This is a genomic window from Capsulimonas corticalis (genome assembly GCF_003574315.2).
GTDB classification, from domain to species: Bacteria; Armatimonadota; Armatimonadia; order Armatimonadales; family Capsulimonadaceae; genus Capsulimonas; species Capsulimonas corticalis.
On sequence record NZ_AP025739.1, the window covers coordinates 550,720 to 566,479 of the forward strand.

The following is a 15,760-nucleotide window of genomic DNA, read 5'->3' on the forward strand; positions in this document are numbered from 1 at the left end:
ATCCACGTTCTCACGGAACGCCAATCGAAACGCAGCGGGCTCTCTCAAGGAATTTGGGAGGGCCCGTCGTGCGTCCGGACCACCCCAAAAGAGGCAAAAATAGTTCGGAAGATTCGACGAAAAACATGGGATAATTTCGTGATCGCGAGAAATGAAGACATTATTAGGGCTTCCGACTCGAGAAAAGGATCACGGCTGATTTGATGCAGATCGTTTCCAGATTCCAGAAACACTCGCCTTCTTCGGGAGATCATGTGACAGTGCGTCAAGTAATTATGGACGCTGATGGACGCGGCCCTGAGACATCGGACGAGCCGCCGGTTTCCCGCAGACAGCGGCCCGGCGCGAACCGCCCGATGTGGATCCTGTGCGGAGTTGTCTTTCTGGGATTGGTGCTTTCGGCGCTCCAATACGACCATATCGTGTCCGACGAATCGCGGCGCGTGGTGTTCGTGCTGTTCGCGGCCATGAGCATCCTTTCCATCGCCCTGCCGGCCAGCGGGCCGCGCGGCCAGCGGGTGGTCATGCTTCCCGGCATCGGCCTGGGCGCCATGCTGCTGCTGCCGCCGATCACCGCCGTCATTCCCCTGCTGCTCGCGAACGCCATTTACGCCGCCACCCGCGAGATCTCTTCCGCGCGGCGCGGCGCGCTGGACCGCGGCGCCTGGCTCGGCCTCGCCACGCTGGTCAGCGGCTTTTTCTTCCATGCGCTGGAGGGCGACCTGGCGAAGGCGCATCCCGGCCTGGCGGCTCCGCCCTATCCCACCGCGCCGCCTTACGTTCCGCATGTGGTGTTCGCGTGCCTGCTTTATGGCGCGATCTATGTGCTGGGACGCCAAATCAACCTGCCCTTCGCGCAGCCGGCCCAGCAGGCGACACGGTCGCGGACGGCGACCGACTGGCGCCTCGAAGCCCTCGCGCTGACCGCCTGCGCGCCGGTGGCGCTCCTGATGGCGCTGACCTATCCGACCGGCCACGACGCCGGCGTGGCGCTGTGCGCCTGTCTGATGATCCTGCTCGCGCTTATCGCCCATTACGGCTTCGAAGTCGCCATGCTGCGCGAGCAAGTCGACGCCATGGAGAAGCTGAGCGCGGTCACGCTGTCCCAGACAAATCCGCACCGCCTGGTCGAGCGCTTCCTCCAGCTCTCCGCCCGATTGATCGCCTGCGACCGCGCGACATTGTGGCTGACCGACGAGACGCAGCCGCGCCTGGAGCGCGTGACGCGCCAGAGCGCGTCGCCCGGCTCCGTTCCGAACGCCTGCCGTCTTTCCCAATCCGTGAGCACCATCCGATTCGGCGAGGGCCTGATCGGCAAGGCCGCCGACCGGCAGTCGCCGCTGATCGTCCGCGAAGGAGCGCGCGGCGGCGGCCGGGACGAATCGGCGTTTTGCCTGCTGCTCGTCCCGCTCGTCGTGGGCGGCGAGACAATCGGCGTCGCCCAGTTCGAGCGCGACGCGCCGCAGTCTTACACCCTTCACGATATCGCGCGCGTCCGCTCCCTGGCGACTCAGACCGCGACGACGCTGGCGAACATCCGAATGCATCAGGATGTCTACAATCAGTCGGTGACGGATGAGCTGACGGGCCTGTACAACCGCCGCCATATCACCTCGGTGCTGCTGAGCGAACACCGCCGGGCCGAGCGTTACGGACACTCCATTTCGATGATCCTGTTGGACGTCGACGGCTTCAAGATCTACAACGACACCTACGGCCACCCGCAGGGCGATGTCCTCCTGAAGCGCCTCTCCGCGCTGCTGCGCGAAAATGTCCGCAGCGTGGATATCGTGGGACGCTGGGGCGGCGAGGAGTTTATCATCGTGATGCCGGAAACGACCAAGGAAGAAGCCTGGCGCACCGCCGAACGCCTGCGCATCGCGGTCGCCTCCGCCGTCTTCCCCGGCCACGCCGATGACGAAGACGCCCAGGTCTACAAAACAATCAGCCTCGGTGTCGCCACCTTCCCGAACGACACCCGCGATATGCAGACACTGATTGCGATGGCCGACCAGGCCCTCTACCGCGCCAAACACGGCGGACGCAACCAGATCGTCGTCGCCGGCAGCCAGTCGTCATCCCAGCACTCGGAGCACGCGGCGGCTTAGAGAGCGGCCCGGAGGCCCTCACCCGGCCCTCCGGGCCACCCTCGCCCAGACCTTTGGGAGAGGGTTAAGATTTAAGATCAGGATTTTGGATCTTTGATCCAAATCAAGAATCCCTCTGACTCCCCCTCTCCCAATTTTGGGAGAGGGGGCCGGGGGGTGAGGGCCTCTTCTCCCAACAGGGAACAAATACCGCCCCGTTTGCGCTATTATAGTAGTATCAACGTTTTCTCCCTACAGGTGCTCTATGTCTAAGTCACGAACACTCCCGACTCTCGCAGCGGCCCTCTGTCTTGCCGCGCTTCCCTTGAGCGCGGTCCACGCGAAGACCGCGCATTCGCAGGGCGCGCATGGCGACGCCCAGTTTGAGTACCATGGCCAGGCGTTCACGCAGTTCCTGGTCGACTCGTACACCGAAAACAACCAGACGAATCCCCGCCAGTTTTACGCGTGGTTCGATCAGGCGACCAAGCCGTTTCTCGGAAGCAGCGCGACGCTGGAAGCCGCGCTGAACGAGAAGCGCGCCGAACTGGCGCGCGTCTCCGATCCGCAGGCAAAGGCCGCCAAGGAGATGGAGATCGGCGCGTGGACACACAAGCTGGTCAAGAAGTCGATCCCGAAGTTCAGCCTGGACCGCGGCTATGATTTCACCAACACCGTCGCGCACGGCGAGCGCCAGTGCTTCCTGCAATCGGTCCTGATCTCCAGCATGCTGCAAAAGATGGGGATGGACGCCGGAGTCGTGATGGTCGCCCGCAACATGGCCGGCGCGACCACGAACAACGGGCACGCCTCCGCAATCCTGCGCCTTTCCAACGGCAAGGATATCCTGGTGGACGCCTCCGAACCCGAGCCCTTCGCCCGGCATCAGGGCTTGTTCGCGTTCAATACCCAAAAAGCCGGTTCGCAGTATATCAACCCGGTCTTTGAAGGCGACACCGGCGTCATTCTTTATTACCAGGGACAGCCCACCAATGCGAAAGTGGCGACCGCGCAGGTCCGAACGCTCAGCATTCCCTTCCTGCGCTCCCAGTTCGAGTACTATCGCGGCGAGCGCACCATCGGCGGCTTGATCCTGACGCCGCTTACCCCCAAGGGGATCGCCACCGAGGAAGCGCGCCTGCAAAAGAGCGTGCGCCTCTGCCCGCAGAACCCGCTGGCGGTTTATATGCTGGGACGCGTTTCCATGCGAATGGGCAAAAAAGACGCCGCCAAATCGCAGCTCACCGCCGCCAACGCGCTCTACTCGCACGCCGGCTGGGTGCCCGAAGGCATGACCGAAGCCTTCCGCGAAGCCCATCGCTAATCCGCGATCGAAACGCCCCGTAGACGACGCCGTCTTCGGGGCGTTTTTTTGTGTGTCCGCATGCAAAAAAATGCTTGACATTGGCTTGAGAAAGCGGCATAATATCTCAACAATAAGTTTTGCAATAATATTACTAGTATTTAACTTCGCTTCCTGAGTGACGGCGGAGGATGAAAGGAGCACAGCGGTGCAGCAGCAAAAACCAGTGATTCAAAACGGCAAAGCGCCGCAGGCGGCATCGACGGTGGAAATTCCTCTTCAGAAGATCCAGGAAGCGGTCGCCAGCATTCGATTTGGATCCGTCCAAATCATCATTCAGGACGGTCGCGTGGTGCAGATCGACAAGACCGAAAAAATTCGTCTTGTTTAATCTTCAAATAGACTAGTAAATCGCTGTCATTAGTGGTATAATCCACTCAAGCAAGCGGACAACGGTCCGCAGACAACCTAATGATGTGGCTGACTCGTCAACGAGAGGCCCCACGACCGCCAGGCGTATTATTATTCGTTCGCCATGGCTCGTGGGGCCTTGTCGCGTCTCAAAGCCTCCCAGTGATCTTCACATCTCGCTGGGAGGCCGGGTCCGACAAGAACGCATGGCCCTCATTCATTCGTACGTTAAACACAAGGAGATCACTCATGTCCAGCATCGCATCGGTTCGCAAAGGGTTTACCCTCATTGAATTGCTCGTCGTCATAGCCATTATCGCGATTCTCGCCGCCATCTTGTTCCCGGTCTTCGCACAAGCTCGTGAGAAAGCCCGCTCCGCCGCCGACGTCAGCAATATCAAGCAGATTGGCCTCGCCACACTTCAGTATCTGCAAGACAATGACGAGCGTTTCTTCCCGACCGTCACCGAGCGCGAAGCTCCGGCGGGCGTGATTAACGACCCCGTTTCCGCCGCCGTCTACAGCATCCGCGGCCGCCTGGAGCCGTACATCAAGGGCGGCCTGAAGACCAGCCAGGGCGACAATATCTGGCATGATCCTTCCGCGACCGTCGCTTGGCCATCCCCGCAGCCGCTGTCCGGCCCGACCAGCTCCAATGTCTACTGGCCCAATGACTACGGCTTCAATATCAATGAAGGCAACACGGCCGTGGACAGCACGCCCGGCGCCAGCTCCGGCCCGGTCGCATATTTCAATACCCAGCATGGTTTGAATATCGGCGTCAACAAAGATACGACGCTCGCCGCGATTAACAGCCCGTCGAACCTGATCCTGATCGGCGACACCCAGCGCGCGGACGGCACTGTTTCGCGTGGCTCACTGACCCCGCAGTGGACCAAGCCTGGCAGCACGACACCGATTGCTCTGGATAACGGCGCGAACCCCTGGACGGCTCTTGGTTCACAGGCCGGTCTGAACTCACGGCACCAGGGCCGCGCCAATGTCGGTTTTGCAGACGGTCACGTGAAGTCGGTTATCCCCGTCCAGACGTACATCGACGACACGCACAACAACTGGGACCGCACTCTCTAATGTGAGAGCACCTCTCATTTGACCCCTGACACGATTTCGGCCCGCCGTTTCTCCCTTCCCCGGAGACGGCGGGCCGAAAATTATTCGAGGCTTGGGCGTGTCGATCACACCCCGTCGTACTTCGAGTATCCCCGCTCGTTCCAATAATCCGCCGGCTCCTTCACCGTGTAGGTGATATGGGTCAGGGCCTTGATATTCTTCAGACCCAGCTTCATCGGCGCGATCAAGCGCATGGGCGCGCCGTGCTCCACGCCCAGCGGCTTGCCTTCTTGATGAGTCGCCAGCAGCGTCTGCGGGTGGCGCGCCGTGCCCAGATCGATGGAGACATAGTAGGGATCGGAGTTGCCGTCGCTGTCCACATTGACCGCCGATTCCATGTTCGCCCAGCGCGCGCCCGGCATCGGCGGGAAGGCGCGCAGTAGATCCGCGAAGCGCAGGCCGCCCCACCAGGCGATGGCGCTCCACCCCTCCACACAAACCAGCCGTGTGATCTCCTCATGGTGACCGAAGCGCGTGCTCAGATCGTGCAGGCTCAGCTTACGCTGTTTGCCGTCCGCGAGACCATCCAGCGTCAGCGTCCAGTCGTCGATATAATCCGGATCGGGCGTCCCGCCCCCATAGTTGTTGCGCAGGTTGGGCGTGATCTGGGACTTGGCGTAGGTCGGCACGATGCGATTGGGTGAATAAAGCGCCTCCGCGACATCGTCGTCAAACGTCAGCGTCCGCCCCAACAGCGTCTCCTTGCGCCCTCCCGTCAGCCCCACGCGCGCCTCCAGCGAATCCAAACGCGCCGCCTGCCCCGGCGTCAGCACCCGGCTATGCGTATCGCCCGGCAGCAGCCACCAGAACCCGCCCGCCACCGCCGCCGCGCCCACCCCATAAAGCAAAAAATCCCGCCTCGACTGCATCTGCAGCCGCCGCCGAGGCACAAGAATCGGCGACGGCTCTTCCTCCGCCAGCCGGGATTTATGGTGTTCTCCCTGTTCCTTCGCCTTATCGTCAGCCATAACATTGATCCTCTCACACCCCGCGTACGGCGCCTCGCCATTAATACAAACGAAACGCCCGGGAAGTTCCGTCTTTACTGGATTGATAGACTTCGATTAAGGCGCGCGACGACGATTTTGATATAGACGTTCTGGGCAACTTCTACCAGGAAGTAAACCGCCATCGCGTAGACATGGCCGCAGATCGCCGCCGCTGCGATCAAAGCAAGGCAACAGATATAAAGATAAGATCCAAAACTGAAAGCGCTCGTAGATTTCCGAATCCCAGACGTGCTAAGATAACGCTGGATCTCCTCTGTGCGCAGGCGCTGCCGCGCGATAATTCTTGGCGGAACCGCACTCCGGCGGAACTCTTCCACCAAGACGAACAGCAGGGCCACAATAACTCCCCCAATACGCCAGCGCCAGTTTGACGCCATTCCCAATGACTGCTGAGCAACAAACCATATCGCAATAAATTGCACAATGCTTCCCAAACGCAAAATCCAATACGCTTTGAGCTGTGCGGAGTATGGAGCAAGACGGCGCGCAAGATTCTCTCCGACGTTATCGGCAGAGCCAAATCGGTCGAGAGCCATCTCCACGGCTCGCTCGACAGGATAGCCTTCACGCACATATTCATCGCAGCCAGCACGCAAATGTTGACGGATCTCTTCAAGAGTCTCGTCGATTGCGTGGCGGTCCGCTCCGTAAAGATGTCCTGACAAACGCCTCAAATAGTGTTCAATGCGCTGGTCGATCAGATCATTTTTTAGTGGGCTGTCCATAAAGGGCTCTCGCTACACCGATGCGCTCCCGCTCAGTCGCCTGATTGCTGTTCTAACGAAAGTAAACTCGATGACTTCTAAGAAGGTAAGGGCGCCGAGGCTATTAATATGCCACGAGAAGTTAACGCCACCCCACGCCAACAAGAACGCAATATAAGCGTAGCGAAAAACACCTGTGGGAGTGGCCGTGCTAGTAATACTCAGCATTTTCGATCCTTGGGATGTTCTTTTGATAAACGAGCGCTGTTTGCGAGCAGACTGAGAATTGATGACTGTGAATGCTTCAATAAGCTGGAGCAGCGTTATGCATATCACGAGGCCCAGACCGAACGGTATAAACTTAGTGATAAACGGCGAAAAATGCAATGTATGCCGCGTGGGCAGAAAGATCGCCAAAAACTTTAGCATGCGGCAAGTCGTCAGCCCGCAAAACAGTTGAATCTGAAATGCGCTCGAACCCAGTTGCCGGGCCAAACTCCAGCCAATTTTGTTTGGGGATCCAAAGCGCTCAATGGCTATTCGCACCGCTTCCTTGTCAGAAAGGCCATTTTGGATCAGTTCCTCGCAACGTAAGTTAAGATGCTGCCGAATCTCTTCAAGCGTGTCGTCGACTACCTGCGCATCCGCCCCGTGAAGATAGTCCGCCACACGACTTAAGTATTGATCGATTTGCTCGCTGGATTCAAAGGATTCATTCATGGAAAACTCTCTCGCTACGCCGAAATATTCGCGCCAATCCGCGACGCGGTTCTTCGAATAAGAACAAACTCGATGACGCTCGCGACGAATAATCCGAGGAGACCGTAGGCATGTTCGTGAATATATCCGATGCTCATCAACGCCAATGTCATGAGACACTGGAAACGCCGAGAACCGGAGAGATTCACTATTCTCGCGATATTCGCTCTCTGCATCTCTCGCTGGATTCTTCCGATATGTCGATAGAATTCGGCGATGGATTTCGACCGAACCGTAAACCGCCGATCCTCTTCCAAGACGAGAACGAGCGTGTATATGCACATGACGATAGCAGCCGCAGCCCAGAGAGGCAAAGCGAAAAATTGATGCATTCCGAGCACGCATGCGGCATATTGCATGAATTGGCAAACCCATAACGCCTGATACACCCTGACCGGAAAGGCATAGGGCGTCAGATGGCGAGCGAGGCTCGCGCCGATCTTGTCCGAAGAACCAAAGCGCTGGATGGCGCTTTGCGCGGCTTGATCGGCGGAAAGGCCCGCGCGAATCCGCTCCTCGCTGCCCGTAAAGAGATGCTGGCGGATCTCTTCCAGGTTATCTTCGACAGCCTGACGGCTCGCTCCGTACAAGTAGCTGGCGACGCGCGTCAAATATTGCTCGATTTGATGGTCCAGTATCTCTTTGTCAGGTCGGCTGTCCATGGGGGGCGCCTCCGATGACGCTGTTGACGGCGTCGGAGAACTTTTGCCAGGCGCTGCGCTGCCGGGCGAGTTCCCCATGTCCCTTTCCCGTCAAGGTATACACTTTGCGGGCGGGGCCGCTGATTTGCACTTCCCAGGCGCTGGAGATAAAACCGTCGGTTTCCAGGGCGCGCAGGGCGGGATAAAGAGCGCCTTCCCCCATCTTGAGCGCGGAGGCGCTGCGGCGCTCGATTTCGCGGGCGATGGCGTAGCCGTGCGAAGGCGAGTCGGAAAGCACGGCCAGAATCAATGTCTGCGTGCTTCCCTTCTTCAGTTCGTTTTGCTCTTTCATGGAAAGGTCCTCACAATACAACTCACGAATATATTATACATGAGATTCTGATGTATGTAAAGATAGTCAGCGCTAAGGCCGCGCGGAGGCGTCGATTTCCTTTGCCAGATGCGCCGGAAGTTTGCTGGGAACCCGGTCGTGGCGGAAGATCGACCGGAATCGCGTGTCGTGGAAGAGCTTGGCGGTTGCGGGCATGGCGTGTCGATAAAGACCGAAGCGACGCGGCAGAACGGCAAGGAGGGAGCCGAGGCATGGCGCGAGCCAGTAGACCCAGCCAAGCCGCCAGTCGTCGGCGATTGCGGCGGGACCGAACCAACGGGCGGGGTTCATGCCCGCTCCGGAGACGGCGCCGTCCAGACATACCAGGACGCCGGACACCAGCATCATGATCGCAGGGGTAAAACGCGCGACCCTGGGATGACTGACGCAGCAAAACAGGACCGACGCGAGTGCGAACGTGGCGGCCACCTCCGCGGTAAATGCGCCGCCGGCGCTGAGCCCCGCCGCTGGCGACAGAACGGCGCGGTGGATTTCGCGCGCCCAGCGGCCGAACGCCGCAATCCCGAGCGCGGCGCCCAGAAGCGCGCCGGCCATCTGCGCGGCGGCGTATCCCGCAAGATCATTGGCATGCATCTTTCCAAGCAGCCAGAAGCCCAGCGAGACCGCCGGATTGATATGGGCGCCGCTCAGCCGCCCCGGCGGTGAAATGGCGACCAGCCCTCCCGCGCCGCCGATCAGCAAACCGGCGCACAGAAGCCTCAGAGAGGACGATGGAAGTAGCGCGGGCATCGGCGATCCGGACGCAAACATCAGCGAGACGAATGCGACCACGCAGAACACAAGAAACGCCGCGCCCGCAAACTCGCTCGCGTACTCTTCCAGGTGGTGGCCGCAGCGCTTCCACTCGGCGTATAGAATTTCTTCCCGCGATGTCTCGACCAGTGTCAGCGACGGCCTCGGCATTTTGCGATCCCTCCCTCGCGCCTTTTCCCCAACAAAATGGCCCGCCATCTGCATAGAGATGGCGGGCCATTCCGCGAATACCACAATTATGAACGATTTCGCGGATTAACGCGCGTGCTTGCCTTCGGAAATCTCTTCGATCAGCTTCTGGCTGAAGGCGGGGATATCGTCGGGCTTACGGCTGGTGACGAGTCCCCTATCGGTCTTCGCGCACGACGACATCGACCGGGAAGCTGTCGCTCCACTGGCATCAAAATTGCAATAACATCTAACAGTCCCAAAATAAGGACGACTGGTTTACGCCAGACGCCCGAGCGACGCGATGAAATCCATCGCGGACGCCTGCTCAGGCAGCTGTGAGACCTGCGCGTCGCCCAGCTCCATCACCATCCACTCGCCGTCCCGCCGCTTCGCCACATCCATCGTGAAGAATCGGCTTTGCACATGCGACGCCAGGGCCGTGAACCGCTCCATCGGCGGACGCGCCGCGCCATAGTCTCCCTGATCCCAGTACTGGCTGACGACAATGGGAGCGCCGTCCAGGAAGAAGAGACGAAACTCTTGCGTCAGGGGCATGCCGCTTTGAGAGTGCGTCGTCAGCGGCTCGAACTCCACGAACTCACGGAAGACAAGTCCTTCGTTCAGATCCGATCCCTGCAATTCCAGAAACCGATGGACGATCCGAGCGACGCCCGCCGCGTCCGAAGCATCGGGAATAAAACACGCCTCCGCCCATTCGTGCTTGCGCGACTTCACATAGTCCTTCACGATCACCGGTCCCGCCCCGAACGGACTCAGCAGATCCATGACAGCGGGCATCGACGGCGCGCTTTCCAGCCGCATCCAGACCGTCTTCGGCGTTTGTCCTTCGATCACGGAGTAGGATTCGGGAAGATAGTGGCTCCGCCGATATTCCTCCGGGGAATTGACGAGCCGCACCCCGCGTCCCAGCAGCGCCGTAAAGAGCGACGCGTACTGCGCCGGCGTAATCATCCAGCCGCGATACACGCCGGTCTCTTCTTCGCCCGCCGGGATGACGCGGCTCACGGCGCGCGCCGAATCGTCTTCAGCCACCAGCGCTTCAAAATTGATCGTGGAGCATCGCAGACCCAGCGCCGCCGCTGCGGCCGCTTCCTCCAAATACGACGGATCGGGGCTGCGCGGATCCAGTGGATGCGCCGGAAAGAGCAGTCTTACAGAGGCGTTTTGGGAGCCGGAAATTTTGTCCATGAAAGATTTTAGCGCATGGACCCTCAAAAACCATTGCACATTTTGGCGAGGTACGGTATAATTACCTTCGCTAGCGCAATGAGAATTGCGCCGGTTTCACATTCGCCGATGTGGCTCAGGGGTAGAGCAGCTCTTTCGTAAAGAGCGGGTCGGGGGTTCGAATCCCTCCATCGGCCCCATTTTTGTTTGCTTAAAGGATCCGTGCAGGATGAGAAGCAGGAGCTTCCCATATCAGCGCGGATCTTTTTCGTTTTGTCCATGCGGCGCGGCGCGGCGTTCGAGAAAGATTGTGAAATAGATATGGCCAAGCTCAATGAAGCAGACGATCCGGCGCAGTTCGCCTTACTCTCACCCGAAGAAAAGACCATCCTCATGGACTGGATCAAATCCTGGTTCGAGGCGTCAAAAACAGAATATAAGCACAACAGCTTTGCTCTGAAGAACTTCTTCGAGGAAGGCCCGACCGCCGCCGAGGGCGGTTTCTACATTAACAACGGCGCCTTCAAAGGCGCGATGATCAAGTGCGGCTTCCGCCCCATCGACGCCAACCTCAAAAACTGGACGTTCGAGGTCAAAGTCATCCGTCCATGCCCGCGCACGCTGGTCACCAAGAACAAAGACGGCTCGCTCAAACAATGCCCCCGCGCCGCCGACTTCAAGACCGGCGAATGCAGCTTCCACTCCGCCCGCAAGGCGTAAGCAGCTCGCACATTGTTCTATCTTGCACAGGGGATCGCCTACGCGATCCCCTTCTTCGTTTGTCCCCCATCCTTTCCCAGTTTCTTCCCAACGATGGGTAACCTTGTCGTACGGAGGATCCCCCAATGACTATCGATCTTCGAGAAAGATGGCGCGCGTTCTGTGCGTCTTTGAATTTGGACGCTCGTCTAACAGACGAGTATTACACGCTCATCGCCGCGAATATGAGCGAAGAGCATCGCGCCTATCACAACCTTGCCCACGTTCAGGCGCTGCTGCGCGATTTTGAGAGTGTCGCGCATTTGGTGCAAGACCGCGCGTCGTTCGAATGGAAGATCTGGCTCCACGATCTGATCTACCGGCCCGGCGCGCCGGACAATGAGCGGGAAAGCGCGGAAGTCGCGCGGCGATGGGCGCGGGAGGCGGGGCTAGATGAGGCGTTTGGCGCCGATGTGTACGAGGGGATCATGGCGACCAAGACGCATCTTGGGACGACCGAGGATGACCGCCTGCTCGTCACGCTGGACCTGGCGATTTTGGCGGCGTCCGAAGAAGAGTTCGATCGATACGAGCGGCAAGTCGCGAGCGAGTTTCTCAGTAATCCCGAGATTTCCTGGGAAGCCTATCGGGCGGGACGCCTCGCGTGGGCCGAGGCGTTCAACCAGCGTGTTCCCATCTATCCGGCCCATTACGGACAGGAAAATTTTGAAGCGGCGGCTCACAAGAATTTAGTGCGCTCGATGATCCGTTTGGAGCAAGGAATTGTAATAAAATTGTAACACGCGCCCAGCGAATTTTACAGTATAATGGAACCATCGTCCGCTTGGGAAGTTATAAAGATATTCCGCGGCAGCGCCGACAATGTTAAAGAGATTGCATAGAATTGTAGAACGATTTCATGACTTTGCTGATCCCTGACAATGAAGCGGCGCGATTAGATTGGCTTTTGGAAAGCCAAATCCTTGATACGCCTCCCGATGATGTATTTGATGAAGTGACGCATATGGCCGCCGAGCTGTGCGGCGTCCCGATCGCCGCAATCTCGCTGATCGACGCCGAGCGCCAGTGGTTCAAATCCATCGTTGGGTATGAAAGCCAGGAAACCTCGCGAGCGGCGGCGTTTTGCGCGCAGACCATTCTTCAGCCTGAGATGCTGATCGTTCCCGATGCGCGCCTCGACGAGCGTTTCTCGCAAAATCCCTTTGTCACCGGAGACCCGAATATCCGCTTCTACGCCGGCGCTCCGCTGATCACTTCCGAGGGTTACGCCATTGGCTCCCTGTGCGTCATCGATCAAACCCCTCGCGAACTCAGTCCCGAAAAGCAGTTGATCCTGCAAATGCTGGCCCGCCAGGTGGCGTCGCGCATCGAGCTTCAGCGCCAGATCGTCGTGCAGAAGCAGCTCATCGAAGAGCGCGCGGCGACCCAGGCCGCCATGGAGCGCAGCGAAATGCGGCTGCGCGAGGCGCAGCGCCTCGCGCGCATCGGCAGTTGGGAATATGACGTCGTCACCGGGCGGATCTCCTGGTCGGAGCAGCTTTTCACGCTTCTGGAGCTGGACCGGGCGGAGGGAGAGCCTTCCCCGGAAAAGCTTCGGACATTTTATCATCCCGACGATGTCGCCATGCAGGCGGAGCTCGCCAAACAATCGATCGAGGATGGACAGCCGTTTGAATTCGATATCCGCGTGATGCGGCGGGATGGTTCGCCGCGATGGATGCACTCCGTCGGCCGCGCCATGCGCGGGGACGACGGGACAGTCCACCGTCTCGTCGGCACGCTGGCCGATATTCACGAGCGCCGTGTGGCGGAGGACGCGCTGCGGGAAAGCGAATGCCGGCTGCGCATGGTGCTGGAAAAGGGCCGCTTTACCACCCTCCATCTTGATCTCTCCACCAGTGAGTTTATCGATGTCTCACCCAAGGCCAAAGCGCTCTTCGGCTTGCCGGAGGATGCGGCGTTCACGCGCGAGGAATTTCTCCAGACCGTCCATCCCGAAGATCGCGCGTTCGTCCAGGAAAGAATGCAGGCGACGCTGGATTCCACGCAGTATACGGAGGCGGAGTTTCGCATCGTTCAAAAGGACGGAAGCATCCGCTGGATCAGCGTTCATGGAAGCGCGGTGTTCGGCGCGGATGGGCAGCCCACCGGAGTAAACGGGGTGATGCATGAGATCACCGACCGCAAATGGGTCGAAGTCCAGCGGGAGCAGGCGCTGCGCGAGGCTCAGGAGCGAGCGGATCGGGATCCGCTGACAAACCTTTGGAACCACCGGGCGTTTCACAAGCGCCTGGAGGAAGAAACATCGCGGGCGCAGCGCGAAGGCGGCGCGCTAACCGTGGCGATGATCGATGTCGATAACTTCCAGTTCTTCAACGATGTCTACGGGCATATTACGGGCGACGAAGTCCTGCGTGAAGTCGCGACGCGATTGCAGGCGATTTGCCGTCCTTATGACACCATTGCGCGATTCGGCGGCGATGAGTTCGCGCTGCTGCTGCCCAGCCCCGAGCATATCACGCGCTCCGAAATCGAAGATCGTCTTCAGCAAGGTCTTCGCGGCCTTGCCTACGCGCCTGCTGAATCTGAAGTCTCCATTCCGATCAGCTTCAGCATCGGCGTGTCGATCTATCCCCAGCATGGCTCCGACCGGCACGATGTCGTTCGGCTCGCCGACGAGCGCTTGCGCCGCGCGAAGTCGGGCGGGGAGATCGAATCGGGCGCGGACCAAGTCCGCGCCTCAATGACGGATAAGCTGGAAGGGTTTTCGATGCTCGATGCGCTGGTGACGGCGGTGGATAACAAAGACCGCTACACCCGCCGGCATTCCGAGGACGTGATGACATACTGCCTCATCATCGCGCGGGCGCTGGGGGTATCGGAGGCGGAGCAGCATACCATCGGCGTGGCGGCCCTGCTGCACGATGTCGGCAAGATCGGCGTTCCCGACGCCGTCCTGCGCAAACCCGGAAAGCTGACCGACGCGGAGTACGACGCCATCAAGCACCATCCGCAGATGGGCGCCGCCATCGTCTCCACGGTGGCCGGCCTGGAAGCGACGCTCGACGCCGTGCGCCACCACCACGAACGCTGGGACGGCCGTGGATACCCAAGCGGCCTTCAGGGCGAGGAGATCCCGTTCATCGCCCGCATGATGGCGGTGGCCGACGCCTTCAGCGCCATGACCACGGACCGCCCCTACCGCCTGGGCATGCCGATCCACAAAGCGCTCTCGATCTTGGAGGACGGGGCCGGTTCGCAATGGGACCCGGAGTGCGTGCGCGCCTTCGCCCAGTCATTTACTGCCCAGCAGGAAATCGACCGGGCGGCGTAGCCCAGGCTCCCGCGTCTTCCCGCTATGGGCGCGGCGGTCCCGTGCTTTCCCCGACCAGCAGATACGGCGCGAGGAATTCCTGGCGCTCTTCCCGGTCCCAGAGCAGATCGATGGCGCGACGCGCGAGGTCGGCGATCGGATGCGCAACGGTGGTCAGGGTGGGATGGGTGAACCGGCTGCGGCGCACGCCTTCAAAGCCAAGCACGGACAGCTCACCCGGCGCATCGACCCGATGCTCGGCGCACCATTTCAGGACAGCCCAGGCGCCGGGGTCGGAGACGGTGAAGACGGCGGTCGGATGAGACTCCTGCGCCCATACGGCGTCCATCGCGCCGCCGGCGGCGTCGAACGAGCTGTCCCCCGGCTTCGAGCCGCAGAGCACGACCCGCGCCTCCGCCATTCCCTGCGACCAGGTGATCCGCTCGAACGCTTCGATCTTCAGCCGCACGGATTCCACCTCCGCCGGTTCGTTGACCAGCAGCGTGATCCTTCGGTGCCCGAGCTGCATCAAATGGTCCAGCCCGATCTGGATCGCCTGCGCGTTGTCCGTTCCCACATACGAGCCGCGAAATCCGGGTCGGATCGCGTCGACAATCACCGCATGGTAGCCCCGGTCATGCAGCGCCCGGTAAAGCTGGCCCGTGAACCCCTCGGTCTCGCCCAAAATGATAATCCGCTGCTGATGCGGCGGGAGCGTGACGCGCTCGAACGCCTCGGAGATCTGCTCCCCGTTGTGCGTGTAGTACGGCTGCAATTGCAGGCCGCGCAGCGACGCCTCCGCCGCGCAGGCTTGAAGCAGCTCGCTTTGAAAGTCGGAATTGTACTGGTGAACGAACAGCCCCAGCAGAGTTGGGCTGGTCTTTTTCGTGACGGATGTCCCCAGCGCCGCCCGGCGCACCAGCAGCCCCTCGCGCGTCAGTTCCGACAGCGCCTTGCGCACCGTCGCGCGCGACACATCCAGCTTGTCCATCAGCAAGGCTTCGGTCCAAAACGCCTGACCATCCTCGCAATGGTTCTCGATGACGTCACGCAGCGTCCCGCGCACCTGAAGGTGCAGAGGTATGCCTCGGTCCCGGCTGATCAATACGCGATCCAGAAGATCGGTCGATGGATAATTCATAATTTCGCCCAATGTA

The 15,760-nt window shown here is 60.0% G+C and carries 15 protein-coding genes, 1 tRNA gene and 1 pseudogene; 8 read left to right on the forward strand and 9 right to left on the reverse strand.

Annotated features, from left to right (window positions below):
• The first annotated feature begins 260 nt into the window (after positions 1 to 260).
• The 4 genes from D5261_RS02450 to D5261_RS33320 all read left to right on the forward strand — a co-directional run bounded on the left by D5261_RS02450 (position 261) and on the right by D5261_RS33320 (position 4,893).
• Positions 261 to 2,108 (forward strand): GGDEF domain-containing protein, encoded by a 1,848-nt coding sequence (locus tag D5261_RS02450; protein WP_301002399.1) that lies wholly within the window; start codon positions 261 to 263, stop codon positions 2,106 to 2,108.
• A 244-nt stretch (positions 2,109 to 2,352) separates the two neighbouring features.
• Positions 2,353 to 3,411 carry a hypothetical protein gene (locus tag D5261_RS02455; protein WP_125206237.1) on the forward strand — a complete coding sequence of 353 codons (1,059 nt, stop codon included), beginning with the start codon at positions 2,353 to 2,355 and terminating at the stop codon, positions 3,409 to 3,411.
• Between the two features lie 244 nt (positions 3,412 to 3,655).
• Entirely contained in the window at positions 3,656 to 3,781 is a 126-nt protein-coding gene (locus tag D5261_RS02460) for a YezD family protein (RefSeq protein WP_119323923.1), read from the forward strand.
• A gap of 269 nt (positions 3,782 to 4,050) precedes the next feature.
• Positions 4,051 to 4,893 carry a prepilin-type N-terminal cleavage/methylation domain-containing protein gene (locus tag D5261_RS33320; protein ID WP_119323828.1) on the forward strand — a complete coding sequence of 281 codons (843 nt, stop codon included), beginning with the start codon at positions 4,051 to 4,053 and terminating at the stop codon, positions 4,891 to 4,893.
• Positions 4,894 to 4,997: 104 nt separating this feature from the next.
• Here the strand turns inward: D5261_RS33320 and D5261_RS02475 are convergent, their stop codons facing one another.
• The 8 genes and pseudogenes from D5261_RS02475 to D5261_RS02505 all read right to left on the reverse strand — a co-directional run bounded on the left by D5261_RS02475 (position 4,998) and on the right by D5261_RS02505 (position 10,591).
• Positions 4,998 to 5,900, reverse strand: a complete 903-nt coding sequence (locus tag D5261_RS02475; protein ID WP_119323827.1) for a molybdopterin-dependent oxidoreductase — start codon at positions 5,898 to 5,900, stop codon at positions 4,998 to 5,000.
• A 74-nt stretch (positions 5,901 to 5,974) separates the two neighbouring features.
• On the reverse strand, positions 5,975 to 6,667 hold the full coding sequence (locus tag D5261_RS02480) for a permease prefix domain 1-containing protein (RefSeq protein WP_119323826.1): 693 nt from the start codon (positions 6,665 to 6,667) through the stop codon (positions 5,975 to 5,977).
• A 12-nt stretch (positions 6,668 to 6,679) separates the two neighbouring features.
• Positions 6,680 to 7,366, reverse strand: coding sequence for a permease prefix domain 1-containing protein (locus tag D5261_RS02485; protein WP_119323825.1), 687 nt, complete (start codon positions 7,364 to 7,366; stop codon positions 6,680 to 6,682).
• A gap of 14 nt (positions 7,367 to 7,380) precedes the next feature.
• Positions 7,381 to 8,067, reverse strand: coding sequence for a permease prefix domain 1-containing protein (locus D5261_RS02490; protein WP_119323824.1), 687 nt, complete (start codon positions 8,065 to 8,067; stop codon positions 7,381 to 7,383).
• Complete coding sequence (locus tag D5261_RS02495) at positions 8,051 to 8,398, reverse strand: PadR family transcriptional regulator (protein ID WP_119323823.1); 348 nt, start codon at positions 8,396 to 8,398, stop codon at positions 8,051 to 8,053. Before D5261_RS02495 ends, D5261_RS02490 begins: the two co-directional genes overlap by 17 nt.
• A 72-nt stretch (positions 8,399 to 8,470) precedes the next feature.
• Positions 8,471 to 9,361, reverse strand: a complete 891-nt coding sequence (locus tag D5261_RS02500; RefSeq protein WP_165864510.1) for an MIP/aquaporin family protein — start codon at positions 9,359 to 9,361, stop codon at positions 8,471 to 8,473.
• A gap of 105 nt (positions 9,362 to 9,466) precedes the next feature.
• Positions 9,467 to 9,565, reverse strand: a pseudogene (locus D5261_RS33325) (protease); the annotation flags it as partial.
• Between the two features lie 93 nt (positions 9,566 to 9,658).
• Complete coding sequence (locus D5261_RS02505) at positions 9,659 to 10,591, reverse strand: ATP-grasp domain-containing protein (RefSeq protein ID WP_119323821.1); 933 nt, start codon at positions 10,589 to 10,591, stop codon at positions 9,659 to 9,661.
• A gap of 104 nt (positions 10,592 to 10,695) precedes the next feature.
• Between D5261_RS02505 and D5261_RS02510 the strand changes: the two genes are divergently transcribed.
• The 4 genes from D5261_RS02510 (at position 10,696) to D5261_RS02525 (ending at position 14,624) form a co-directional block, all read left to right on the forward strand.
• Positions 10,696 to 10,770 (forward strand) — tRNA-Thr (locus tag D5261_RS02510).
• 121 nt (positions 10,771 to 10,891) lie between these two features.
• The gene (locus D5261_RS02515) at positions 10,892 to 11,290 is read left to right on the forward strand and encodes a hypothetical protein (protein ID WP_125206235.1); all 399 of its coding nucleotides are present in this window, start codon (positions 10,892 to 10,894) and stop codon (positions 11,288 to 11,290) included.
• Positions 11,291 to 11,415: 125 nt separating this feature from the next.
• Complete coding sequence (locus D5261_RS02520; protein ID WP_125206234.1) at positions 11,416 to 12,069, forward strand: HD domain-containing protein; 654 nt, start codon at positions 11,416 to 11,418, stop codon at positions 12,067 to 12,069.
• Between the two features lie 119 nt (positions 12,070 to 12,188).
• Positions 12,189 to 14,624 carry a diguanylate cyclase domain-containing protein gene (locus tag D5261_RS02525; RefSeq protein WP_119323818.1) on the forward strand — a complete coding sequence of 812 codons (2,436 nt, stop codon included), beginning with the start codon at positions 12,189 to 12,191 and terminating at the stop codon, positions 14,622 to 14,624.
• A 22-nt stretch (positions 14,625 to 14,646) separates the two neighbouring features.
• Here the strand turns inward: D5261_RS02525 and D5261_RS02530 are convergent, their stop codons facing one another.
• Positions 14,647 to 15,744: a substrate-binding domain-containing protein gene (locus D5261_RS02530; protein ID WP_119323817.1), complete on the reverse strand. Its 1,098-nt coding sequence runs from the start codon at positions 15,742 to 15,744 to the stop codon at positions 14,647 to 14,649.
• Positions 15,745 to 15,760: the final 16 nt, after the last annotated feature.

Coding starts and splice junctions, on each gene's coding strand:
- D5261_RS33320 (WP_119323828.1), top strand. CDS start 4,051: ATGTCCAGCATCGCATCGGTTCGCAAAGGGTTTACCCTCATTGAATTG.
- D5261_RS02530 (WP_119323817.1), bottom strand. CDS start 15,744: ATGAATTATCCATCGACCGATCTTCTGGATCGCGTATTGATCAGCCGG.
- D5261_RS02505 (WP_119323821.1), bottom strand. CDS start 10,591: ATGGACAAAATTTCCGGCTCCCAAAACGCCTCTGTAAGACTGCTCTTT.
- D5261_RS02490 (WP_119323824.1), bottom strand. CDS start 8,067: ATGGACAGCCGACCTGACAAAGAGATACTGGACCATCAAATCGAGCAA.
- D5261_RS02495 (WP_119323823.1), bottom strand. CDS start 8,398: ATGAAAGAGCAAAACGAACTGAAGAAGGGAAGCACGCAGACATTGATT.
- D5261_RS02520 (WP_125206234.1), top strand. CDS start 11,416: ATGACTATCGATCTTCGAGAAAGATGGCGCGCGTTCTGTGCGTCTTTG.
- D5261_RS02455 (WP_125206237.1), top strand. CDS start 2,353: ATGTCTAAGTCACGAACACTCCCGACTCTCGCAGCGGCCCTCTGTCTT.
- D5261_RS02485 (WP_119323825.1), bottom strand. CDS start 7,366: ATGAATGAATCCTTTGAATCCAGCGAGCAAATCGATCAATACTTAAGT.
- D5261_RS02525 (WP_119323818.1), top strand. CDS start 12,189: ATGACTTTGCTGATCCCTGACAATGAAGCGGCGCGATTAGATTGGCTT.
- D5261_RS02515 (WP_125206235.1), top strand. CDS start 10,892: ATGGCCAAGCTCAATGAAGCAGACGATCCGGCGCAGTTCGCCTTACTC.
- D5261_RS02480 (WP_119323826.1), bottom strand. CDS start 6,667: ATGGACAGCCCACTAAAAAATGATCTGATCGACCAGCGCATTGAACAC.
- D5261_RS02500 (WP_165864510.1), bottom strand. CDS start 9,361: ATGCCGAGGCCGTCGCTGACACTGGTCGAGACATCGCGGGAAGAAATT.
- D5261_RS02475 (WP_119323827.1), bottom strand. CDS start 5,900: ATGGCTGACGATAAGGCGAAGGAACAGGGAGAACACCATAAATCCCGG.